The sequence below is a fragment of the Mucilaginibacter aquatilis genome (assembly GCF_009755275.1).
GTDB lineage: Bacteria > Bacteroidota > Bacteroidia > Sphingobacteriales > Sphingobacteriaceae > Mucilaginibacter > Mucilaginibacter aquatilis.
This window is the reverse complement of sequence record NZ_WQLA01000002.1, coordinates 457,204-481,373: the sequence shown is the minus strand read 5'-3', so window position 1 is coordinate 481,373 and position 24,170 is coordinate 457,204. Positions and strand designations below refer to the sequence as shown.

General features: G+C 40.9%; 24 protein-coding genes and 1 pseudogene. 9 read left to right on the top strand and 16 right to left on the bottom strand.

The features are described from left to right. Positions 1-36: 36 nt before the first annotated feature. Positions 37-696, top strand: a complete 660-nt coding sequence (gene pdeM, locus GO816_RS06580; protein ID WP_157540556.1) for a ligase-associated DNA damage response endonuclease PdeM — start codon at positions 37-39, stop codon at positions 694-696. Here the strand turns inward: pdeM and GO816_RS06575 are convergent. After that, complete coding sequence (locus tag GO816_RS06575; RefSeq protein WP_198171435.1) at positions 693-1,757, bottom strand: TlpA family protein disulfide reductase; 1,065 nt, start codon at positions 1,755-1,757, stop codon at positions 693-695. The genes pdeM and GO816_RS06575 overlap by 4 nt on opposite strands. Positions 1,758-1,923: 166 nt before the next feature. Between GO816_RS06575 and GO816_RS06570 the strand changes: the two genes are divergently transcribed. The 6 genes from GO816_RS06570 to GO816_RS06545 all read left to right on the top strand — a co-directional run bounded on the left by GO816_RS06570 (position 1,924) and on the right by GO816_RS06545 (position 7,412). Next, positions 1,924-2,706 (top strand): succinate dehydrogenase cytochrome b subunit, encoded by a 783-nt coding sequence (locus GO816_RS06570; RefSeq protein WP_157540554.1) that lies wholly within the window; start codon positions 1,924-1,926, stop codon positions 2,704-2,706. A gap of 88 nt (positions 2,707-2,794) precedes the next feature. Beyond that, on the top strand, positions 2,795-4,729 hold the full coding sequence (locus tag GO816_RS06565) for a fumarate reductase/succinate dehydrogenase flavoprotein subunit (RefSeq protein ID WP_157540553.1): 1,935 nt from the start codon (positions 2,795-2,797) through the stop codon (positions 4,727-4,729). An 89-nt stretch (positions 4,730-4,818) separates the two neighbouring features. Next, positions 4,819-5,613: a succinate dehydrogenase/fumarate reductase iron-sulfur subunit gene (locus tag GO816_RS06560; protein WP_157540552.1), complete on the top strand. Its 795-nt coding sequence runs from the start codon at positions 4,819-4,821 to the stop codon at positions 5,611-5,613. A 121-nt stretch (positions 5,614-5,734) separates the two neighbouring features. After that, positions 5,735-6,286 carry a hypothetical protein gene (locus GO816_RS06555; protein ID WP_157540551.1) on the top strand — a complete coding sequence of 184 codons (552 nt, stop codon included), beginning with the start codon at positions 5,735-5,737 and terminating at the stop codon, positions 6,284-6,286. 27 nt (positions 6,287-6,313) lie between these two features. After that, positions 6,314-6,862 (top strand): hypothetical protein, encoded by a 549-nt coding sequence (locus tag GO816_RS06550; protein WP_157540550.1) that lies wholly within the window; start codon positions 6,314-6,316, stop codon positions 6,860-6,862. Between the two features lie 139 nt (positions 6,863-7,001). Continuing rightward, positions 7,002-7,412, top strand: a complete 411-nt coding sequence (locus tag GO816_RS06545; protein WP_157540549.1) for a hypothetical protein — start codon at positions 7,002-7,004, stop codon at positions 7,410-7,412. Here the strand turns inward: GO816_RS06545 and cdaA are convergent, their stop codons facing one another. The 9 genes from cdaA to GO816_RS06500 form a co-directional block, all read right to left on the bottom strand. Continuing rightward, the gene (gene cdaA / locus GO816_RS06540) at positions 7,413-8,201 is read right to left on the bottom strand and encodes a diadenylate cyclase CdaA (RefSeq protein ID WP_157540548.1); all 789 of its coding nucleotides are present in this window, start codon (positions 8,199-8,201) and stop codon (positions 7,413-7,415) included. A gap of 64 nt (positions 8,202-8,265) precedes the next feature. Continuing rightward, the gene (locus tag GO816_RS06535) at positions 8,266-8,970 is read right to left on the bottom strand and encodes a carboxypeptidase-like regulatory domain-containing protein (protein ID WP_157540547.1); all 705 of its coding nucleotides are present in this window, start codon (positions 8,968-8,970) and stop codon (positions 8,266-8,268) included. Between the two features lie 118 nt (positions 8,971-9,088). Then, positions 9,089-10,105 (bottom strand): acyltransferase, encoded by a 1,017-nt coding sequence (locus tag GO816_RS06530; protein WP_198171434.1) that lies wholly within the window; start codon positions 10,103-10,105, stop codon positions 9,089-9,091. 97 nt (positions 10,106-10,202) lie between these two features. Beyond that, positions 10,203-12,170, bottom strand: coding sequence for a M1 family metallopeptidase (locus GO816_RS06525; RefSeq protein WP_157540545.1), 1,968 nt, complete (start codon positions 12,168-12,170; stop codon positions 10,203-10,205). 97 nt (positions 12,171-12,267) lie between these two features. Next, positions 12,268-12,615, bottom strand: coding sequence for a Spx/MgsR family RNA polymerase-binding regulatory protein (locus GO816_RS06520; protein WP_157540544.1), 348 nt, complete (start codon positions 12,613-12,615; stop codon positions 12,268-12,270). Positions 12,616-12,628: 13 nt separating this feature from the next. Further along, positions 12,629-15,064: a TonB-dependent receptor domain-containing protein gene (locus GO816_RS06515; RefSeq protein ID WP_157540543.1), complete on the bottom strand. Its 2,436-nt coding sequence runs from the start codon at positions 15,062-15,064 to the stop codon at positions 12,629-12,631. A gap of 189 nt (positions 15,065-15,253) precedes the next feature. Then, complete coding sequence (pth, locus tag GO816_RS06510) at positions 15,254-15,814, bottom strand: aminoacyl-tRNA hydrolase (protein WP_157540542.1); 561 nt, start codon at positions 15,812-15,814, stop codon at positions 15,254-15,256. A 74-nt stretch (positions 15,815-15,888) separates the two neighbouring features. Next, positions 15,889-16,854: an AAA family ATPase gene (locus tag GO816_RS06505; RefSeq protein WP_157540541.1), complete on the bottom strand. Its 966-nt coding sequence runs from the start codon at positions 16,852-16,854 to the stop codon at positions 15,889-15,891. Between the two features lie 5 nt (positions 16,855-16,859). After that, complete coding sequence (locus tag GO816_RS06500; protein WP_157540540.1) at positions 16,860-18,236, bottom strand: peptidylprolyl isomerase; 1,377 nt, start codon at positions 18,234-18,236, stop codon at positions 16,860-16,862. 188 nt (positions 18,237-18,424) lie between these two features. Here GO816_RS06500 and GO816_RS06495 point away from each other — a divergent pair, with 188 nt between their 5' ends. Together GO816_RS06495 and GO816_RS06490 are read left to right on the top strand one after the other, a co-directional pair. Beyond that, positions 18,425-19,033: a hypothetical protein gene (locus GO816_RS06495; RefSeq protein ID WP_157540539.1), complete on the top strand. Its 609-nt coding sequence runs from the start codon at positions 18,425-18,427 to the stop codon at positions 19,031-19,033. Positions 19,034-19,036: 3 nt separating this feature from the next. Continuing rightward, positions 19,037-19,624: a non-canonical purine NTP diphosphatase gene (locus GO816_RS06490; RefSeq protein ID WP_157540538.1), complete on the top strand. Its 588-nt coding sequence runs from the start codon at positions 19,037-19,039 to the stop codon at positions 19,622-19,624. A gap of 70 nt (positions 19,625-19,694) precedes the next feature. On the opposite strand, the gene GO816_RS06485 is transcribed toward GO816_RS06490, so the two are convergent. The 6 genes and pseudogenes from GO816_RS06485 to truB form a co-directional block, all read right to left on the bottom strand. After that, the gene (locus GO816_RS06485; protein WP_157540537.1) at positions 19,695-20,150 is read right to left on the bottom strand and encodes a tail fiber domain-containing protein; all 456 of its coding nucleotides are present in this window, start codon (positions 20,148-20,150) and stop codon (positions 19,695-19,697) included. 89 nt (positions 20,151-20,239) lie between these two features. After that, on the bottom strand, positions 20,240-20,560 hold the full coding sequence (locus GO816_RS06480; protein WP_157540536.1) for a hypothetical protein: 321 nt from the start codon (positions 20,558-20,560) through the stop codon (positions 20,240-20,242). 180 nt (positions 20,561-20,740) lie between these two features. Beyond that, entirely contained in the window at positions 20,741-21,775 is a 1,035-nt protein-coding gene (locus tag GO816_RS06475; RefSeq protein WP_157540535.1) for a DUF2157 domain-containing protein, read from the bottom strand. Positions 21,776-21,895: 120 nt separating this feature from the next. Then, positions 21,896-22,828 carry a bifunctional riboflavin kinase/FAD synthetase gene (locus GO816_RS06470; RefSeq protein ID WP_157540534.1) on the bottom strand — a complete coding sequence of 311 codons (933 nt, stop codon included), beginning with the start codon at positions 22,826-22,828 and terminating at the stop codon, positions 21,896-21,898. Further along, complete coding sequence (locus GO816_RS18690; protein WP_198171449.1) at positions 22,825-23,367, bottom strand: endonuclease domain-containing protein; 543 nt, start codon at positions 23,365-23,367, stop codon at positions 22,825-22,827. The genes GO816_RS06470 and GO816_RS18690 overlap by 4 nt, the downstream gene beginning before the upstream one ends. Next, positions 23,341-24,036: pseudogene (gene truB / locus GO816_RS06465) on the bottom strand (tRNA pseudouridine(55) synthase TruB); the annotation flags it as partial. The pseudogene truB and the gene GO816_RS18690, both read right to left, overlap by 27 nt. Positions 24,037-24,170 lie beyond the last annotated feature (134 nt).

Genomic DNA, 24,170 nt, shown 5'->3' with positions numbered 1-24,170 from the left:
AACATTATTAGCAAATAAATTATATTTGCCGCCGAAATGATGAGTGAAGGATTGAACTTTAATTTACTTGACCAAGACTTGCTGTTGCTGCCCGAGCGTGCAATTTACTGGCTGCAACAAAAAACACTGATTGTAGCCGATGTTCATTTAGGCAAGGCCGGTCATTTTCGCAAAGCCGGCATAGCGGTACCCCGCCAGGTGGGTCTTGATGATCTTGATTGCCTTACCAGATTAATAAAGCAGCATCAACCTCAAAAAATCTGGTTTTTGGGAGATCTTTTTCATAGCGAAATGAACGCCGATTGGCACGATTTTGCAAAATGGCGCCAAGATCATCAGCATATAGTTATGCAGCTGGTTATTGGCAATCATGATATTATTAAAGAACAGCATTATCACGATTTAAACGTATCAACCCACCATCAGCTTACCGAGGGGCCTTTTTTAATGCAACACCACCCTAAAGATGAAGACTGCATTGCCGACGGTACACATTACGTATTTTGCGGCCATATTCACCCCGGGGTTAAACTATCAGGCCGTGGCGGACAATCTGTTACCCTACCCTGCTTCAGTTTTGGTCAAAACCAGGCCATACTGCCCTCATTTGGTAAGTTTACCGGGAAGGTAGCCCTAAGGCACCGTAATGGCGACAAAGTTTTTGGTGTACTTAAAGAAAAGGTAATTGCTGTTTAGTGATGTGCTAAATAATCATTAACCACAAATTCAATTCGGTCATATGTAACGTCACGTTCTATAACCTGCCATTTGCCGTTTAAAATGTAGTAAGTGGGTATACGGGTAATTGCCCAAGCCTCGGCATTGTCAGATTCATCACCTTTTAAATCTGAATACTGGGTCCAGTTCAACTTGTCGTCGGCTATGGCTTTGGTCCACCACTCCTTTTTGTTATCTAATGAAATGCTTATAAAGCCAACTTTCAACGGATTTAAGGATTTAACCATGCCACTTAACATATCCTGATGATTAAGGCGGCTCACTTGGTTACCTGCTTTCCAAAAATCAAGCACATATACCTTTTTATCGAGTGCACTTTTGTCAAACTTTTTTCCATCAGGAGTAGTACCTGCAACTAAAGGAGCATCTTTTCCCGGCAGCAGCTTCATCATGCCCGATAATTTTTTTTGTAAAAACAAGCCCTCTTCTGTTGCCTTAACTCCGGCATTAAGTTTTTGAAATATAGCATAGTACCCTTCCACATCGCGCTCGTAATTCATTTTGAGCATTAAATGTGCTGCAGCATTGCTATTAGGGTTTTTGTCAATAAACTGCTTAAAGGCCTTTAACTTTAAGCCATCAATATCGGCATCGCCTTGCTTTACCTGGCTGGCTACTTTTCCCTGTGCCTTTAAAAAAACCTCGTCTTGAGTGGTATAAAATGCTGTAAGTTCATTTTGAAGGGCAGATGAAGATTTTATTGCAGGATAACGCTCCAAATGTCCGGCATCAGCATTTACAGTGTACTCGCCGGCTTCAAGGTATACATCCGCCTCCTGTGGTTTGTCACCATTTTTATTAATAACGAATACACCATAACCAGGATTTTCAAATACTGTATCAATTTTTACCGCGCCATCCGTAATATTTTGGCCGGCAATACTATTACCACTTATATCAACAATATTAATAACGCCATCTTTTAACCCTTCAACACGGCCGTTAACAGTAATATGGGGTAATTTAGTACAGCTGCCGGTTAAAATGGCAACAGCAAAAAGGTATAGGTATTTTTTCATGAGTAAATGCTGTGAGTGCGAATATATGATTTTAAAATTTTGATAGTAAAGCGGCATTTTAATTTTTAGAATGTTTCTAAATAGACAATAACCTGACAATAACGTAAATCAATCTGTATGATTTGGGTTATATTAAATATTTTTGCTTGATTAAAATTCTGACATAATGAGTGAATTAAAACAGACCTTTAACTCTTCACTGGGGAAAAAGCTGATCATGGCTTTGACAGGCTTGTTTCTGAGTCTTTTCTTGATTGTCCATTTGGGCGGCAATCTTCTATTGTTTAGTAACGATAATGGTTACAGCTTTAACATGTATGCAAACTTCCTTACGCATTTTCCGCCTATTGAAGTAATTGCATGGTTACTATATGCTACCATTATTATACACGCAATTTACGCCTTATTGCTTACCATTAAAAACCGCCAGGCCCGCCCTGTAGGTTATGCAGTTACGCCTAAGGCACCGGCATCATGGTCATCAAAAAACATGGGTTTGCTGGGTAGCATTCTGTTCTTGTTCATTGTTATTCACATGGGCGATTTTTGGTACAAATACAAGTACACACATTCAGTTGGCTTTAAAGAGTACCGCACCAACCTATCAACAGGCGAGCGTACAGTTAATGATTTTACTCCTCAAAAAGAGGACTTTGAACATTCACAAACTTTTGACGGTGATGTTGAAATTGTTAAGGTAAAAGATTTGCATACCAAGGTAGCTGAAAGCTTTAGCATGCCGGTATACGTAATTATCTACGTTATAGCTATGATTGCTTTATCATACCACTTACTGCATGGTTTTCAAAGTGCCTTCCGTACATTGGGTTGGGTACACCGTAAATACCTGCCAATAATTCAATTCATTGGTACATGGTTATTTGCAGTAATTATACCACTTGGTTTTGCAGCCATGCCAATTGTTTATTTTATACAGAGTTTAAAGTAAGGTTGATTGGTTAAGTAGTTGACTGGCCAGGTAGTAACAAAAATCCACGCTAATCAACAACTCACCACTCACTAAAAAATAGGAAAAGATGAGTTTAGATTCTAAAATTCCACAAGGTCCGTTGGCCGAAAAGTGGAGCAAACATAAATTCAATTTAAAGCTTGTAAACCCTGCCAATAAACGTAAATACAACGTTATTGTAGTTGGTACCGGTTTAGCAGGTGCATCAGCAGCGGCATCATTAGCCGAGCTTGGTTATAATGTAACCGCATTCTGTTTTCAGGATAGCCCACGTCGTGCACACTCAATTGCTGCACAAGGTGGTATAAACGCCGCTAAAAACTATCGTAATGATGGTGATAGCATTTACCGCTTGTTTTACGACACCATTAAAGGTGGTGACTACCGTGCCCGCGAAGCTAACGTTTACCGTTTAGCTGAGGTATCAGTAAATATTATAGACCAGTGCGTTGCACAAGGTGTGCCTTTTGCCCGCGAATATGGTGGCTTGTTAGACAACCGCTCATTTGGTGGTGCACAGGTATCACGTACGTTCTACGCCCGCGGTCAAACCGGACAACAATTACTTTTGGGCGCCTATTCTGCCCTTAACCGTCAGATACATGAAGGTAAAGTAAAAATGTATACCCGTACCGAAATGCTTGACGTGGTTGTGGCCGACGGACAAGCTAAAGGTATTGTTACCCGTAATCTTAAAACCGGTGCAATTGAAACGCACTCGGCACATGCGGTACTACTTTGTACCGGTGGTTACAGTAACGTATTCTATCTTTCAACTAATGCAATTGGTTCAAACGTAACTGCAGCATGGCGTGCGCACAAACGCGGTGCTTACTTTGCAAACCCTTGCTATACTCAAATTCACCCTACCTGTATACCTGTATCAGGTGATCATCAGAGCAAGCTTACGTTAATGTCTGAGTCGTTACGTAACGACGGACGCGTTTGGGCACCTAAAACGGCCGAAACTGCACAACGCCTGCGTAAGGGAGAAATTAAAATAGACCAAATTAAAGAAGAAGACCGCGACTATTTCCTGGAGCGTAAATATCCATCATTTGGTAACCTTGTACCACGTGACGTAGCCTCTCGTAACGCTAAAGAAATGGCTGATGAAGGCAAAGGTGTAGGTTCATCGGGCTTAGCGGTATATCTTGATTTTGCTGACGCAATTAAACGTTTAGGCGAAGATGCTGTACGTGCTAAATACGGTAACTTGTTTGACATGTACTTACAAATTACCGATGAGAATCCGTACAAACAGCCAATGCGTATATATCCGGCAGTACACTATACCATGGGTGGCCTTTGGGTTGATTATAACCTGAGCACCAACATACCTGGTTTGTACTGCTTAGGTGAGGCCAACTTCTCTGATCACGGTGCTAACCGCCTTGGTGCATCAGCACTAATGCAAGGACTGGCTGACGGTTACTTTGTAATACCATACACACTAGGTGATTACCTGGCAACCATCGGACCAAAAGCTGTTGATGCCGCTCACCCGGCATTTGCTCAAACCAAAAAGGATGTTGAGGAGCGCATTGCCAAGTTGTTATCACTTAAAGGCAACAAAACCGTTATTGAATATCACCGCGAGCTTGGACACATTATGTGGGAGTACTGCGGCATGGCACGTAGCGAAGAAGGTTTAATTAAAGCACGTGGCTTAATACAAGCATTGAAAGACGATTTCTGGGTAAACGCCATTGTTGTTGGTGAGAATGAAGAAATCAATGCTTCACTTGAGCGTGCGGGCCGTGTAGCCGACTTTATTGAACTGGGTGCGTTGATGGTTGAAGATGCCTTGGCTCGTCGCGAATCATGTGGTGGCCACTTCAGGGTTGAATCACAAACCGAAGAAGGTGAAGCACTTCGTCATGATGATGAATTTGCTTACGTTGCTGCATGGCAGTACACAGGTGAAAACCAGCCCGAAGTTCTTCACAAAGAAGATTTGGTATACGAAAACGTTAAGTTAACACAAAGAAGTTATAAATAAGAGAGAGTACAGATTACAGAATCAGGAATAAAGACTTTTCTTCTCTTGACTCTGTACTCTTGATTCTTGACTCTAATCTGAATAGAAACATGAGTGCAAACGGAAATATGAATCTGACGCTGAAAGTTTGGCGTCAGAAAAATTCTCAAACTGCCGGAAAGTTTGAGACTTATAAGGCGGAAAACATATCTCCTGATATGTCTTTCCTGGAGATGCTGGATGTTGTGAATGAGAGCCTTATTCATGCCAAGCAAGAGCCCATAAACTTTGACCACGACTGCCGTGAGGGTATTTGCGGTATGTGTTCACTGTACATCAATGGTCGTCCGCATGGTCCAAAACGTGCAATTACAACCTGCCAGTTGCATATGCGTAGCTTCAAAGACGGCGAAACCATTACCATTGAACCTTGGCGCGCAGCTGCTTTTCCGGTTATTAAAGACTTAGCGGTTGACCGCTCAGCATTTGACCGTATACAGCAGGCCGGCGGTTACATATCAGTCAACACTGGTGGTGTGCCCGATGCCAACGAAATTCCAATTCCGAAGGTTATTGCCGACGAGGCCTTTAACTCAGCTACCTGTATTGGTTGTGGCGCTTGTGTTGCAGCTTGTAAAAACGGTTCAGCTATGTTATTCACCTCTGCAAAAATTTCACAGTTGGGTATGCTTCCTCAAGGACAGCCTGAACGTTACCGCAGGGTTCAAAGCATGGTATCACAAATGGATGCTGAAGGTTTTGGTAGCTGTACTAATACCGGCGCTTGTGAGGCCGAATGCCCTAAAGAGATCACGCTTACCAACATTGCCCGCATGAACTTTGATTTCTTCAGCGCCAAATTATTCCGCGAAGAAGAAATTGGTGAAGTTAATCACGGCGGATAAAGCTAACACCTATAATTTAAAGGCTTGAAGATTTCCTTCAGGCCTTTTTTGTTACAAAATAATTTTACTAACTATATTAGCACAACAATAAAGTTTGTATATTAGGGCAATAAAAAACGACATGAAAAAAACCTTACTCACAATTGCGATTGCCCTAACGGCATACACGGCATCTGCCCAAAAATTACTTAAACCAGAGGTTGATAAAATTTCAGGTGATACTACTTGGAAAACCTCAGAAGAGGCTTTATACGCAAAGCTTACATTAGTTGGAGCTAATGAGTTAGTTACTATTCAACCGGTGAAGGATCACTCTGTTTGCTTTGTATGGATTTGTATTACCAAGCCCAAAACCGACAATAAGCTTTATTCTATACTTTCGGGAGATAAAACAATTTTGAAGCTTAGCGATAAAAGTCTCATCAATTTGACTGCAGCAAAAAATAATCTTACTGAAATGATGGGATCGAATACAAAAACTTATGGTAGCGTAGGAGAAGGCACCAAAACATTAACTCCATATGCAATCACTAAAGAAGATTTGCAAAAGCTTCAAACTAGTCCAATTGAATTTGTTCGTATCAGCACTACCAATGGAGACCAGGATTACGATGTAAAACCTAAGATGGGCGAAAAAGTCAGAAAAACTTTTGAACTGATTGCAAGCAAATAATTAATTCGTTAAACACCTTATCACGTCATGAAAAACTGGATTTTAATATTCATGTTTATTTGCCCGCTATTGATAAAAGCACAAAGTGCGGCAACTCCTCCTATAGGTAGTATAAAATATCTTGATTACAAGAGAAGTTATAAATCAATTAAATTAGGGAGTGAGATAAGTACGTTAAACAGCAAATATCTTATTAAACAATCTGAAAAAGCAGATGATCAAGGGCGTTATATGTATTCTTATAACAATCCTGAGGCTTTAAACTTTGGCAATAACGTTCAACTTAAGCGTATACAGATAAAAAGCTATCTTGATAAGATCGCAGCTATTTACTTAATTTTTGAACAGGAAGATGGCAATAAGATAAAAGAAGTGCTTACTACAGCTTACGGAAGCGATTATAATCAAAGCGACGAAACAAAGGATACCTACTTGTGGAGAGGTTCATTTGCAGACGTATATTTAACTTATGAGAGAGAATCTTTATCAGCTATGATATATTCTGATGTAATAATAGATAAGTTTATAAAACGCCGAGTAAAAAGCGATGCGAACCAAGCTGCAAGCGATTTATAATATCAGCTTTTTGTTAACATAAAAACGGCTGCCTGATCAAAACAGGCAGCCGTTTTATTTATATGCAATTGTTAAAATGTTAAATGGTTAGGAATACACACTATCATCACCTATATTGCTTTAACCTAACTCTAACACTATGAAAAAGTTGTTTCTATGTATCGCATTAGTTGCCACAGCTACTACATATACTCAAGCACAAACGGCCGATACTACTGCTACAAGGCCCTATCAGAGCAACTCATCACCAAACATCGAGTTTAGCACGAAAGCTTTGGTAAACGGCTTAAAAACCGCCGATGAAGTATGGCGCAAGAAATTGCATAATGATTCTTTAGCAGCAGCCCGGACAGCCTCTAAAGATATTTACTACAGCAACATGCCAACTGCAGTAAAAAGAAATGAAGAACAAGACCATATGCCCGTAGCACGGGCAGGTGATAAAAGCACCAATTATACTATACTTGTTAAGCGAGTGAAAATTAAGCAGGTTTTGCCGGAAGGCCAAATACAGGGCACTTACAACACTGATAAATCAGGTATCAATTAATTAAAAGTCCTTATTTAACAGCTTTTCTAACTCGGCAAAGCTAATGTTCATCTTTACCCGCCCATGCTTGGCGTAAGATATCTCCCCTGTTTCCTCAGATACTATAAGGGCAGTTGCATCGTTAGCTTCGGTCACGCCTATGCCTGCGCGGTGACGCAATCCAAATTGAGCAGGTAAATCACTGTTGTCGGTTAACGGTAATATGCAGCTGGCAGACTTAATTTTGTTTCCTGATATGATAACGGCACCATCATGCAAGGGGCCATTTTTTTGAAAGATAGCCTCAATCAGGCGCTTTGAAATTTTAGCATCAACAACCTCACAACTGGTTTGGTAAATTTGCTCATCATAATCTTTCACAAAAACAATTAACGCACCGGTATGGGTTTGTTTCATGCTTTTACAAGCATCAATAATTGGTTTTATACGTTTATAGTTATCCTTTTCAGCCTCGTTCTTGCCTAAAAAATATCGCCACCAGGCTCGGTTTCTTTGCAGGGAGGCATTGCGCCCAACCAATACCAAGAACCGCCGTATTTCCTGCTGAAACACCACAATTACTGCAATAATACCCACGTTCATAAAATTGCCCAGTATGGTAGTGAGCAACTTCATATCTAAAGCCTTAACTACAAAATAAAGCAGGCATATAAGGGCTAAACCAATGAATATATTGGCGGCAATAGTTCCTCTTATAAGATTATAAAGCTGGTAAAGCAGGAATGCAACCAGCAACACATCTAAGGCACTAAAAAGATTGAAATCAAACAGTTTTAATACTGATTGCATGTATAAAAATAACGGTTTAGCGGTCGTATTTCAAAACGGCCGTTAAAAGATTGTAAATTATTAACTATGGCTTACTTTGCTGCGGCTGAACTTCAGAAGTAAGTTTTGGTACCACGCGCTTTTCAGGCGGAAGCGCCTGATATTTTTTATAAGAATCGTTTATGTAAGCAGCCATTGATGCACCACCATTGCTACGCACGAACTCATATGTAGGCCTGTAAAGACTCATAAAATTATCAAGCTCAACACCCTTAAGCGGAACCAGGCTACCTACGTAAACCTTGGTGAATACCGAGTCAACATGGCGTTCTTCAACTTCTTTTTCAAAGTATTTTTTTAAACGGCGGGCATCTTTAGCTTCCTTACCAAACCATGTGGTGGGCGATAAAACATGAACCTTGCTCTTTTGATAAACCTGTGCGTACTCTACACGAGGATCAAAACGCTGACCACGTACATTTACTGCCCCCAAGGTGATACCCAGCGGAGTCATCTTTACGTTTTTGAATTTCATGTCAGCAACAAACAACGTATCTGATACGTAGCCTGGTGATGATATAATTAATGTATTACCCACCAAGCCTCTTATTTCGAAGTTGCCGCTATCAGTAGTTAACGTAACCTGATTATTGGTAATGTTTTTTACCAGTACGCTAGGCAGCTTAGCATTGGTTGCATCGGTAACTTGTCCTCTTACAACGTTTTGCTGGCCTTTTACCGTTACGGTAAACAGCGTCAGTAAAAAAACTATAATGAATCCTGATCTCATAATTGAAGGTGTATATGTGATTAAACCGCCAATTAAAGGCATGGTTTAGATTAAAGTGTTAAAGTTATTTAATAAAAAATACTTGTGAAAATACCGCACGCCGAAAAGAATGCAAGAGCTAATTAATTGGTTGCTTTTTGGCTGTAAACAATTCCTGCAGACCTATTGAACCATTAATGGTTTTAAACAACCGCTTAAACCATTTCTCGATGGCATTCATCAAAATAAAGCTAATAACAATCGATGCTATTGGATACAGTATTTGAAAGAAAACCGACTTTACATTCATATACGGCTTAATTATATTATAAAAAACAGATATCACCATGGGATGATATAAATAAATAGGTAATGAGTATTTACGTCCATAATCTGATAGTTTACTAGGCAAACCCGTAGAAGTTACTGTATAAATTAATATCCCCATAGCACATAAACGCGTACTAATCCCAAGATGATAACCTAACACTTGAACATGATGATAATAATTTAACATACATATTTCCACAAACTGAAGTAGGTAACCGGCAATTGCAATGCCTACACCTAAGGCGGTCGATAATTTTAACTTTGTCTGTTTTTTGGCTAAATAATAACCTATAGTCATCAAAGGAAAGCCGACCGCGTTACTAGCAAATAAGGTGAATTTAAGTTTTAAAAATAGCGGATATGCCTCTGTAACCAAATTGTAGCCATACATTAAAATCGCCAAAGGAATTAATAATTTTTGCAATCCAAACTTGAATAGTATCCACCACGCTATATATGTACCTATAAGCGAATTCAAAAACCATAAGTGAAAGTTTGCCCCGTAGCTTATGAATGTGTAGACAGAAAATGACGAACGCAATGTGCCTCTAGCGAGATGGAACACAGCGAAAACTACATTTACAACTATAAATATCCCGATAAGATTAATGAGTGTCTTGGAAAATATACCCACCCCGGCTTTTGAGTACTGTAAGAAAAAAAAGTATCCACTCGCCATAAAGAAAAAGGCCACAGCCCAGTGCATTGTTTGCAAGATTATGCGACCTGTCATGGTTCCAGCTCCTATCGTATGGATCATAACTACTGAAAATGCACCTATCAAACGGAAAGCATCTATAGCATAATTACGAGGTAGTGTGTACATGTAATTTTGGGTTTTAAAGTAATATATAATTACAGTATTCGCAAACGCCATTCAATAAAAAAACCCGGCCAAATGTGCCGGGTTTTTTAACAATTTTTTACTGTTTCCAAACGTTGTTGGCCTCGTTGTAGTCCGGTAGTACCTTATCAGGATCATAAGTTACCGATTCAATTTCGGCGGTGGACGGATGTCTGAATGTCCAGCTAACGTTACGTTCCCAAATCTCTACAGGAAGCTTGATGCGCTCACTTTTACCACCTTTATATTTAACCTCTAAAATTACAGGCATAGCCATTTTTTCAAGGTTATCAAGTGTAATAAGTGCACCTTTCGACGGATTATTGTCAACGTATTTTACATCTCTTACAGCTACGTCCAAGCGCCAGTTATTCATAAACCAGCCTCTCCAAAACCATTGAAGGCTTTCACCGGCTGCATTTTCCATGGTACGGAAAAAATCATCAGGTGTTGGGTGTTTGAACGCCCAACGTTCAATGTAAGTACGGAAAGCAAAATCAAAACGCTCGGGACCTAAAATTTGCTCACGCAACATGGTTAAGCCTGCACCTGGTTTTGAATAAAGTAATAAACCGTTATTACGCTCTTTGATACCTGCAGGAGTATTCATGATGGCTTCAACCTCAGGACGAGTATAGAAAGCACCATAACGATGCATGTCCATAGGACGTTCTTTATATTCGCCATTGTTAAAAGCATCGGTAGAAAGACTGTTTATGAAAGTATTAAAGCCTTCGTCCATCCAACCGTATAAACGCTCGTTAGAGCCAACAATCATCGGGAACCAGGTGTGACCAAATTCATGATCATTTACTCCCCATAAGCTGGCACCTTTAGCCCGGTAACCGCAAAATACAATGCCCGGATACTCCATACCACCTACTATACCGGCAACAGTGCTAGCCACAGGATAAGGGAACTCAAACCACTTGGCAGAATAATATTCAATTGATTTTTTAGTATACTCTGTTGAACGGCCCCATGCAGCATTACCATCACTTTCAACCGGATAAGCAGAAACCGACATACACTTTTTACCACTTGGCAGGTTGATTTTTGCTGCATCAAGTATAAAAGAAGGAGATGAAGACCATGCTGCATCACGTGCATTCTTTATTTTGAATTTCCAGGTAAGCTCTTGTTTACCAGCCGGACGAGATGCCGCGCTTGTAACTTCGCCGGCCGAACGGATGATAACTGTTTTATCACTTTGAGCAGCTTGTGCCCAGCGCTTTTGCTGCTCGGCAGTGTATACTTCCTGCGGATTTTGCAACTCGCCACTAGCTAAAACTATATGGTTGGCAGGGGCAGTTATAGCAAGGTCAAAGTCACCATACTCAAGGTAAAACTCACCCGGGCCAGTGTAAGGCACGGTATTCCAGCCCATAACATCATCAAATACGCATACACGTGGATACCATTGAGCTATAGTGAATATTTTACCGTTTTTTGTTTGTAAGATACCTGTGCGGTCTGATCCATAATCGGGCTCAATGAAAGAAAAGTCTATCTTAACCTTAATTTGTCCGCCATTGGCTGCAACCTCCTTTGGAAGGAATATTTGCATGCGGGTATCATTGATGGCATACTTTACGTCAGCATCGCCAACCTTTACAGATTTGATTTTATAACCGGCATCAAACACCTGTCCGCGGCCGCCGTTACGGCTACCAGATGTGGGCACGATGGCCGATCCGCGCGAATCTTGTTTAAAAAGATTCTGATCTAACTGCATCCAAACAAAACCCAGTTTTTGAGGGCTGTTGTTGGTATACGTTAAAACTTCAGAAGCCGTAATTTCATTAGTTTGGTCATTTAAGCGTGCGTTTAACTGGTAATCGGCCCGGTTTTGCCAGTAACGTGGTCCGGGTTCGCCGCTAGCAGCCCTATATTCGCTGCCATTTTTGGTGTACAGCAAGGGGCCAAAAGCATCATGGTAATCATATTTACTTACCGGGGCCGTGCCCGCCGGCTGTTGCTGCGCCTGGGCAAAGCCATTGAAGGCCATCATTGCCAGCGACAAGCAGGTGATTAAAGATTTTTTCATCTCCAGAAATAACAGTAGTAGTAATTAAAAAGCAATTATAATATTATTTACGCTATTGCCCATGAGGTAAGCGCATTGTTACTCAATATTAAACTGCTTATTTACCAAAATGTTGCTGGTATGCCTTCTCGTCGAAACCAAAAAACAGGAAACCGTTATCTTCAATAACCGGCCGCTTTATCATGCTTGTTTTTTCTTTAAGCAAAGGAAGTGCATCGGCGGCTTCATTTACACCGTCCTTGGTTTCGGCATCAAGCCCTTTCCAGGTAAGGCCCTGCTTGTTTAAAAACTTTTCGTACCCGGCTTTTTCATTCCATTCGTTAAGTTTCTCCTCACTTACGCCCAGCTTTTTAAAGTCATGAAACTCGTAACTAATGTTGTTTTGCTTAAGCCAGTCTAACGCTTTTTTAACCGTGTTGCAGTTGGTTATGCCATATACTTTCATGGCAACAAATTTATTAATTTCTTGAACCTCCGCTTACGTCGTCGTTATTAATACCACGCTGGTTTTTCTTAAGCCCGCCATCAAGCTTACCAAATTTATAGTTAAAGCTGATGTTGATAGTACGCGCAAACATTTCGTTAACAGTATATTGGAATGATGTAGGCGTGCGCACTGTATTATCAATTTTACGTATACGCTGGAATGGTGTATTAGCAAAAAGTGAAACGGTAGCCTTTTTATTTAATATTTCTTTAGATGCACTTAAGCCATAGCCCAACCAGTAATTATCACGTCCCTGCAGCATTACGTAACGACTGTCATAATCAAAGTTGGCACCAAAGCGGTAACCATTTTCAAGCTTGTAACTTAAGCCCGAAAATATGTGCCCCTGGTACCCTCTTGCATTATACAGCTGACCGTTAACCGATCCTTTAAGCCATACGTGCATAAGCTGGCTGTTAACGTTTACATTAAGGGCTTTGGTTATAGGATAATTGATACTTAAATCGGCACCGAGGCGTTTGTTTGCACCAACATTTTGATAAGTAGTAATACTGGTAGCAGTGGTGGCGTCAAACACAGTTACATTTTCAACGGTATTGTTGGCAAAGCGATAGTTAACACCAAAGTTTATTGATCCTTTTTTAAACCAGCTGTAGGTTGCCTCAACATTACGGCTTACCACTGGGCGCAAATCGGGGTTACCAACGTAGATGATGTTAGGATTTTGGTTATTCACGAACGGATTAAGCTGCCATATGCCCGGGCGTTGAATACGCTCGGAATAGCCCAGGTTTACACTGCTGCTTTTAAAAGTGCGCTGCAACGATGCCGATGGTATAAGGTTAGAATAGTTTTGATTTACACCAATGTTGGAATTAACCGTTGTATGCTCAAAACGTAAACCACCCTTTGCTACCCATTTATCATTAAACTTATACTGATACGAGTTGTAAATACTGTAAACATTTTGCTGGTAATCAAAATTACTGCCTGGCAGCGGTATGTTTATGTAAGTGTTGCTTGTTCCGTCAAATTGTTCGTTACGGCTATCGCTAAAGTTGTCTCTGAATATAGCCTTGCCGCCTGCTTCAAAATTCAGCTTTTTAAAGGGTTGCACATAGTCCAATTGTAAAGTGTGCTCATTGTTACCCGAGTTATTGAACTGGCGGTAATTAGGATCGTTGAAGTTAATACGATCAAGAAAGCTGATATCATTCAGCTGATCATTTTTTGAAGAGTTGTATTTATATGATGCTGTTAGCAACTGCTCCTTATTGCGTTTAAATCCTAACTGGTAGTTTAAGCCGGCACTAAGTCCGCGGTAGGTATTATCGTTATCATTCAGCGAGCGGTAGCTTCTACTGTTTGCGGCATTTGAGCTTACTAAGTTAGAGTATAAATCGCGGTTGTTGTAGTTGTTACCTCTATAAAATTCGATAGTTCCGGTAAGAAGGTTCAAGCTATCACCCTCATAGGTTAATTCTCCGCTAGTGTAAGTGTTGTTACCTTTTTGTGTATTGCTTCCCAACTGGGTCAAATCTGATGATCGAACTGTACCGTTTGGATCAAGACTTTGGTTAATTGTATTATTTGACGAATTGTTGGTTAACGTATTTCTGCGGTTGTAACCTGCATAACCGCCAAAACCAAATTTACCTTTTTTAACGGTAAGGTTTACGTTTACACCCGGGCCCCACAAGTTGCTGTAACGGGCATTAACGCTGCCATTATAGCCTTGCTCAATATCCTTTTTAGTTATAATGTTAATTATGCCTGCTATACCTTCTGCATCGTATTTTGCGGGTGGAGTAGTAATTACCTCAATTTTTTGTATGTTACTTGCAGGCATTGACTTGAAAATATCGCCCGGATTGCGTGCAATTAAAGCCGACTCTTTACCGTTAATCAAAATTTTGTAATTGGTATTTCCCTGTAGTTTGATCTGGTCAGATGCATCTACAGACAGCAAAGGGACTTTGCGCATTAAATCAAGCACAGTAAGTACCTTGCTTTCCGGGTCGGCCTGTACGTCATAAGCAATGCGGTCAACCTCACGCTTCATCAACGGTTTAACCATAGTTACGTTAACTTCGCCTAACTGGTTTGACACCGGCAACATATATAGCTTTCCTAAATCAGTTGTTGTTTTTGGGGTACCAATGTTGATGTTTTTGGTTCCGTAACCCACATTTACCAAAGCAAGTTTGTAGGGTTTTAAGGCAAGTCCTGTCAATACAAAGCTACCGTCATCTTTAGTAAAAGTACTTTTTACAGGAGCATTTGTAGCGGCATCAACCAAAGCTACGGTGGCATAGCCCAAAGGCTCTTTCTTAGCCGAATCAATAACCACACCCTTTACAGTAGCAGTTGCTGCGGGCTGAGTTTGCCCAAAGGTTAAATTAAAGGTTAAAACAAATAGTACTGCGCTTAGTAAAGCTTTTTTCATTTTGGGTGTGATAAGTTGGTGTCAGTTAATAGAACGTAGCTCAATAACGGTTTAAGCCGTTTCTATCTAATAGATGCTGTTACTTTTAAAATAGTTACAACAATTGATGATTTTTTTTGCAAATTACTAAACATCAACCTATTAAAAACGAGCAACAGCCGGTTTAACCAAAATTTAACATTTTTTAACTTACTTGTTAAACCGGGTCATGGTTAGTTCGGTGCCTATGGTTGCAAAGCTTTTAATCATTTCAATAGAGCGGTCAATCAAAGCAGGGAGTTCGGGTTTTTCATCGTCATCAAATCCGCTCAGTACAAAGTCAACCTGTTTTCCTTTTGGGTAATTATCACCTATGCCAAAACGCAGACGCGGATAGTTATTATGGCCAAGTATCTGCTCAATATTTTTTAACCCGTTATGCCCGGCGGCACTCCCCTTAGGCTTAAGGCGAACGGTACCCAGGGGTAGCGCTAAATCATCAACCAGCACCAACACGCTTTCAACCGGTATTTTAAGCTGCCCCATCCAATAGTTTAAGGCCTTGCCGCTTAAGTTCATGTAAGTGGTTGGCTTAATTAGGTGAAGCGTGCGGCCTTTATAGCCTACCTCGGTATAATAGGCCAGCCGCATGTTATGAAATGATGAGCCTTCCTGTTTGGCAAGCTCATCCAAAATCATAAAGCCAATGTTATGGCGTGTATCGCGATATTCAGGACCTATGTTGCCCAGGCCTACTACAAGGTATTTCATATTTCAAAAAAAGAGGCTATTCAACCTTTGCGAAAACGCTAAGCCGAATAACCTGCATATCAATAATTAAAACTTTAAAAAAGCTGCTCAATAATCTGATCGGTTGATAAACCTTCCGCCTCGGCATGGTAACTGCGCACTATGCGATGCCTTAGTATGGGTTTAGCTACAGCTTGCACATCTTCAATATCGGGCGAGTATTTACCACTTATTACTGCGTGACATTTTGCGCCAAGTACCAAATACTGCGATGCACGCGGACCGGCTCCCCAATTTAAAAACCGCTTAACGTTAGCTGTTGCCAACTCTCCCTGCGGGCGGGTTTTGGCAACCATTTTTACGGCATATTCCAGCACGTTATCGCTTACCGGAATGTTGCGTACCAATTGCTGAAATGCTATAATTTCGGCAGCCCCGATGATTTTACTTAACTCAACCTTGCTGGTACTGGTAGTATTTTTCACAACCTGCAATTCTTCGGCAAAGGTAGGATAGCCTAATGTAACGTTAAACATAAAACGATCTAATTGAGCCTCGGGAAGCGGGTAGGTGCCCTCCTGCTCAATTGGGTTTTGCGTTGCTAGTACAAAAAACGGCTGCTGAAGTTTATGCGTGATACCTGCTGCGGTAACTGCCTTCTCCTGCATGGCTTCCAGCAAGGCTGCCTGCGTTTTGGGTGGTGTACGGTTTATTTCGTCTGCAAGGATGATGTTAGAGAAAACAGGACCCTTTACGAATTTGAAGTGGCGGTCTTCCCCTAATATTTCGGCGCCGATAATGTCTGATGGCATTAAATCGGGCGTAAACTGTACACGGTTAAAATCAAGATCAAGCACTCGGGCAATGGTTTGCACCAACAAAGTTTTTGCAAGGCCGGGAACACCTACCAATAAACAATGACCGTTACTGAATATGGAAATTAAAACAGATTTAACTACTTCATCCTGCCCAACAATTACTTTGGCAATTTCGGTCCTTATATCCTGATAGGCCGTTTTAAGGGCATCAGCAGCTTCTACATCCGAACGGTATAATGACATTGTTTTTATGGCTTAACTTGCGCGCTTGTGGTGGGCGTGCTCCAATCCTTTAATTGCTTGCATGACTGAAACTCCGGGTCAATACGTGTAAATGTGCTTTTGCGCTTTTTCTCAAACCACTCACTTACTGTACGGTTAACTTTATCGCTTTGCGCTAACTCTTTGATTTTTGGCAAATCTTGCGCCAGGTTGGCTTTATGCGCATCAGTCACCGAACGTAAATAAAATACTTTATAAGTTGATTTACCATCCTGGGCAGTTATCAACTGCGGTTTAGATATGGTGTTAACCTTCATGGTATCAACTACAAGTGCCACGGCAGGCTCAAGTTTATCAGTTGGAATTAAGGTTGAACGTGCCTGTACGTTTTCAGCATTCATCAGCATACCACCGTTGTACTTGGTTTCTTTATCATCAGAGTAAACTGATGCGGCGGTTGAAAAATCAAGCTGGTTGTTGGTTTTTAGCAGGGTATAAATACTATCGGCCTTAACCTTAGCCCTGTCTAAACTTGCAGGGGTAATAACCGGAGTAATCAGTATGTGACGGGCATGCACCTGCTCGCCGCGGCGCTCAAGCACCTGCAAAAAGTGAAAACCAAACTCTGATTCAAAAACCGGAGATAACTCGCCTGCTTTAAGTTTAAACGCAGTTGCCGAAAACTCTTTAACCATTCCCTGGCGATCAAAAAAGCCTAAATCGCCACCCTCTTGTGCCGAACCCGGGTCCTGAGAATATAGGCGGGCAATGTTGGCAAAGTCTTCACCGTTTTTGATACGTGTGCGTAAACCTTCGGCCTTGTCTTTATAAAATTGCTTTTCTTCTTTGCTAAGTTTTGGCTGAAAAACAATTTCTCCTACCTCTACCTCTTTGTTGTAAGATGGTAAGCTGTCTTTAGGTATATTTTGGAAAAAACGGGTCACTTCCTGAGGAGTTACACCTACTTTTTCAGTTATTTTTCCCTGCATTCTTTCGGCAATCATTTGCTCCTTAATGTCAGGTCGTATCTCATCTTTATACTGAATTACCGAGCGACCTAAGAACTGCTCCAGACGGTCTTGCCCGCCGGCGCGCTGAATCATTCCGCGCATACGTCTGTCAATCTGGCCGTCCACATCATCTTCAGTCACGGTAACACTATCAATCACCGCTTGCTGAGCCAAAAGCTTTTGTGTGAGCAAACGCCCTAAAATAGTACATTTGATATCGGCATCGGGTTGCCCGCCAGATACCAGGTACTGCGCGTACTGCAACTCAATATCCGACTTTAAAATCACACTGCTACCCACCACACCAGCTACTTTATCAAGCGATATTTTTTGCGCAGATACAGCTGTTGCAATAAGTAAAAAACTTAAAAATATAAATCCAAACTTTCTCATTTACCTTTAATTGAACACCTTACAGTATATACTGCACGGCGTTTTAATAAAACCTCCGAATTTCGCAAAATTTCTGCACTTCGGCGGCATAAATATGTCATTATATGCCTGTGCTATAATATTATGCGAATATGCCCATAAAGCATCACTTGCTTTAGCTATTTTTGTTAAAAATTGTTAAAGTGACAATGGATATGCAGGCAGAACATCTCAGCTATTTTTTACAGGAAGATTTGTTTTTGCTCCAAAGCGACAAATCTTTATATCAAAACATTAATTTAAATGAACAGGCCAACGATGCTGCAAACACTCAACCGGTAGCTCAAAATCCGGTTAATGCGCCTGAAGCAAGCAACGTTACTGTTGCACCACAAACTATTACCTTGCCTGCAACCTCTACTCCTGTAACGCCGGCACTTACATTTAATTACTTAGGCGGTAATCAAAAAAACTTTTTGATACTGGTATGCTATACCGACATTGATCATATGCCTGCCGAACACTTAAATGCACTTACCGGTACCTTAACACGTATAAATTACATGCAGGACGATGTTGCTATTTTAAACATGGCTAAAGCCAATAGCAAGCTGTGGACTGATATAAGCCATTTTTTTAAACCAGAAAAACTCTTAATTTTAGGAAAAAATGCGCTGCCTGCTGCTATGCCTGCGCTCAACCCTAACGAAATACAGCACACCGCACAAGTAAAGACGCTTTATACCTTTGGGTTTGGCAACATGCTGGGCAATAAAGATTACACGCGCATATTCTGGAACTTGATAAAAACCTTTTAATACATGCAGCCAACTTTAGTATTTGCTACACATAACCAACATAAGTTAGAGGAAGTGGCCGCCAAAACCGGCGACAGGTTGCAGCTACAAAGCCTTACCGACATTGGTTGCCATGACGAGATTGATGAAAACGGCACTACCTTTAACGAGAATGCTTCGATTAAAAGCCATTACGTATATAGTAAATATAACCTTAACTGTTTTGGCGATGACAGCGGCTTACAAATAGAAGCACTGAATAATGAACCTGGCGTATACTCGGCACGCTACTCGGGCGAGCATGGCAACCATGAGGCCAACATTGCAAAAGTGTTGCATAACCTTAGAGGCGTAGATAATCGTAAAGCGCGTTTTATTACTGTTATTTCACTTATTTGGAACGGCGAGGAGCATTTTTTTGAGGGCGTAATTAACGGAACAATACGCGATGAAAAAGTTGGCGTTAAGGGCTTTGGTTACGATCCTGTTTTTGAGCCTGAGGGCTACAATATAACTTTTGCCGAAATGAGCATGGAAGAAAAGAATCATATAAGCCACCGGGCTATTGCCATGGAGAAGCTTATTGCTTTTCTTAATGAAAAAACAAAGTAGAGAGAGACAGAAAATAAAATGCCCGGTTACAACACCGGGCATTTTTGCTAAAAAGAAAAAGAAGAATCAATTATTTAATAGCTGCAGAAGTATTGCTTCCACCCTTAGTACGTAAGGCTTGTACCTCGGCCTTAAGGGCGTCAATTTGTTGTTGCTGCTCTTTTATTGCACCTAATAACACTGGCACTAAACTTTGCACATCAACTGTTTTAATATCAACTGACTGTACCGAGCCCTTACGAGGCGCTGCAGGCAACATGCTTTGCGTGCGTACTATGTTTGGTAAAACAGATTGAACGTTATCAGCATTAAAGCCATATTGAGTTCCACCAGGTAGCTTTAAACCATTTAACTGGTTATTATAATTGTAGCTAATGGGCTCAATTTGATTAACGGCACTTAGAGCACCTTTAATGGGCGTAACGTTTTGTTTAAGCTGATTTTCAGAAACTTTACTTTGAGCAAATGATACGGTAGAGAATAATGACAATGCTGATAGCACTGCTATAAAATTTGAAGTTTTCATAACTATATTTATGTAAATTGAGGTAAAAGAATGGTGCGCAGGCAACAAATTATGCCTTACAGCACATGTTTAAACTGTTTGGTTACAGCTTAGCAGTTTGGTGGGGGCGTAGGAACGTCGGGGTAGAAATGGTAGGGAAAATCGGCCCGGTGAAAAACGATATGCTTAACCACTATTACAAACACCGGCTGGCAGAAACGAAATAGATTAACCTCGTGTAAAAAGTCCTTAGCTGATTCTGAACGAATATTTTCAGACTCCTTAACCGGATCTTCGGAAAAGCCTTTATCGCTTTGCTCTGTGGTTTTGCTATAATTTCCCCATACTGATATAACCGGCACCTGGCTGTATTCTAAAATACCGGCTATGAGGCAAACCAGGGTTATATATTTAAACAGTTGAGTTATCATTGCTTTCTTTCAATAAGTTAAGCACATCAAAAGTACAACTTATATAATAAAACAACTACAGTAAAAAGCTTTTGTTTACCTGTATTATATTATTTAAAATATATTAATGGTCACACTTAAGCTATTAAAGATGTGACAACAGCGACGTTAGAGCAATTAAGAATATTTAATAAACGCCATTTACGCGTTCAAATTCCATATTTTTTCGGCACGGCGACCAATGAACCAAAATGACGCCGCCAAAACAGCGAAGAAAACGGTTCCTGGTATATGATTCCATAAATACTCAAAGTATTTGGTGTAGATAAAAATAAGCACGAAGGTTATGCCAAACTCGCGGGCAATGGCATCCTTACTTTTAAGACCGTAAAGCGTAAACCCGCCTGCTATTCCCAATGATATTATTCCCCAGTAATACAAACTTATTTGCTTAACCTGAAGCCAATCATTAAGCTGCCCAAAATTTCCGAAAATACTGAGCAACCATAATGATATAAATAGATACAATAAGGCTACTACGTAAGTTAAATCCCAAAATTGCTGTATAAACGGTTTGTCTTTAAGTAGGTAACATACAACCAATAAAACCATGCTAAATAAAACAAAGCGCAGCGGGTAGTTCATCCCCAAAAAGTAATAAGCCCACTTAGTTTGGTAACCGGTTTCGGTACCAAACCAGCTGCCTAATGATACCAGGGCAAATAGCCATATCATGCGTGAGTTAAACTTCCAGGCCAAAAACCCGTATATGAATACCGAAATAAGGAAGAGAATGGAGTAATGCCCGGAGCCATTATCGAAGGTTTTACCAAAGTAGGCAATGCTACAAGCAGTAAATAATATACCGGTAAATATGGTTGCCTCGTTACTAAAAACCCTTTGCGGAACCAATTTTTCACGACGGCGGCCAACATAAAAACAACCGACAGCAAGTGCTCCCGAACCAATAGCAATGATAATATCGGGCGTATAATAAAGGCTCTTGATCCAGTTAATAACCTGGTCGCTGATTATAAGCGAGCCAACGGCAATTGCCCCGCAAATCAAAGCCACCCAAAATGAATATTGAGCCAGCCTCATCCAGTCAAAGCCTTTCACCTCGGTAGATGCACGCAGCTTTTCAGCCTGCTCCGATGAAAGCAGTTGCTCCTTTTCCCAGTGCGCAATTGCCTTGTTTAAAAACTCGCTTTCCTGCTTATCAAGATTTAGTTTCATTTGTTAGGTTAGCCAATAGCTTGTTTAGTTACTTTTCAACTCTTTAAGTAGCTGCAATTATAAGTTGACTAAACCAATATATGAAGATTACTTTGTAATTGAATGTAGCAGCTAAAAGTATCAGGAATTATTGAGCACGGCCATTACCGCAATTTTGTCTTGCGCTAGTTGTTCTTTTAAGCCCTCAAGCGAAGAAAACTTAACATCGTGCCTGATGAAATGATGAAAGTTCATTTGCACACTTTGATTGTAAATATCACGGTCAAAATCAAATAAGTTCACTTCGATGTTGCGCGTCATACCATTAATGGTTGGCCTGTGACCAATGTATGCCATGCCCTTAAAAGTTTCGGCACCAATTTTTACCGTTGCCGAAAATATACCATCGGCAGGTATCAGCTTATACCCTTCTTCAACAAGCAGGTTAGCGGTAGGGTAGCCCAACTGCCGTCCAATTTGATTGCCACGTATAACTTTACCTGTTAAATAAAATGAGTATCCTAAAAAGGTATTAGCCTGCTCTATATCTCCCCTTAGTAATGCCTCACGTATACGGGTCGAACTTATAGCCACATGGTTGATGTCCTGCTCCGGAATTTCAATTACGTCAAAACCATACTCAGGACCAGCCGCCTGCAAATCCTGCAACCCGCCATGGCGGTCTTTACCAAACCGATGGTCATAACCAATGATAATAGTACGGGTACCAATTTTTTTAACCAGCACATCATAAATGTAAGCTTCAGCCGTTTGGTTAGAAAAATCGCGAGAGAAAGGAGTTATAATCAAATGATCGACACCAAGTTCTTCAAGCAGCGCCGCACGCTCATCAATCGTGCTGATTAACTTCAAACTCTGATCTTCGGGATGAATAATCATTCGTGGATGCGGGAAAAAGGTGAGGATAACAGTTTCGCCACCTGTTTGACGGGCCAGCTCTTTCAAGCGCGCAATAATTTGACGATGCCCCTGGTGTACGCCATCAAATGTACCAATGGTTACCACTGCATTAGGTAGCGGCGTAAAATCGTCTATGTTATGATAGACTCTCATACTTCCCCTCCCGTGTTAACGCTTTCTGTTGCCCCACCCAAACCCTCCCCGGGAGGGAGGGCTTTCTTTCTGTCGGGCATACTATTTATCTTATTTCTAATCTCGTCAAAAACCTTTTGTGGCTGTGCGAGAACCTCGTCATTATCAAACCTGATTACCTCAAAGCCCCAATGATTTAGAGCATCCGTTCTTATACTGTCAGCTTCTTTAATATGTTCATGATATTTGCCATCAACTTCTATTACTAAACCTTTTTGAAGGCATATAAAATCAGCAATATAGTTATCAATAGCGTGCTGCCTTCTTACTTTATATCCAGTACTGTTATTTCGTAGTAGCTGCCACAAAGTGCCTTCCGCCTCTGTAGGCATGTGCCGATTAGAGCGACTATTAGCTTTTAGCTGCTCATAATTTTTTAAGTCGGCTGTTTGCCTGTATTCCCTGATATTGTTAAAATCTATCCCCTCATTAAGCCCTCCCTCCCGGGGAGGGTTTGGGTGGGGCGAATTTTGAGCACGAATTACATCAACCAATTCCATAATCTCCCAAGCATCTTCAACCTTGAAATTACCACTGCGTGTACGCCTTAGTCTTGATAAATAAGCGCCGCTGTTCACGGCTTTACCAAAATCATTTGCCAGCGAGCGGATGTAGGTACCTTTACTGCATACAACTCTAAAGTCGACTTCAGGCAGCTCAATACGGGTTAGCTCAAATTCTGTAATTGTTAATGTGCGTGCTTTAAGTTCAACCTCCTCGCCCCGGCGGGCCTTTTCATAAAGCCGCTCACCATTTACTTTAATAGCCGAGTGCGCCGGTGGGTACTGTTGAATTTCGCCAATAAACTGTGTACAAGCCTCTCTTAAAATCTGCTCAGTAAGGTGAGCCGTTTCAAAGGTTTGATCTACCTCGGTTTCCATATCATAGGATGGCGTAGTGCCACCCAGTGTAAATGTACCGGTGTACTCCTTTTCTTCGGCCTGGAAGGTATCAATTTGCTTGGTCATTTTACCAGTGCAAACAATAAGCAACCCGGTAGCCAGCGGATCAAGGGTACCCGCATGGCCAACTTTCAACTTAAGTGGTTTAAATGCATTACGCACTTTACCTACAATGTCAAAACTAGTCCAGCGGTAAGGTTTGTTAATTAACAATAGTTCGCCTTCAACAAAATTGAAGTCTTTATATTTTGGATGTGCTTCGTTCAAAACTCTTTATAAAGCACAAAGGTAACAAATAACAATCAAGAGTACAGCGTACAGAATCAAGAGGAAAATTATGTAAAAATCAAAAAGCGATCTACCCTTCGATGGACAGACCGCTTTAATATATTGTCTTGAAT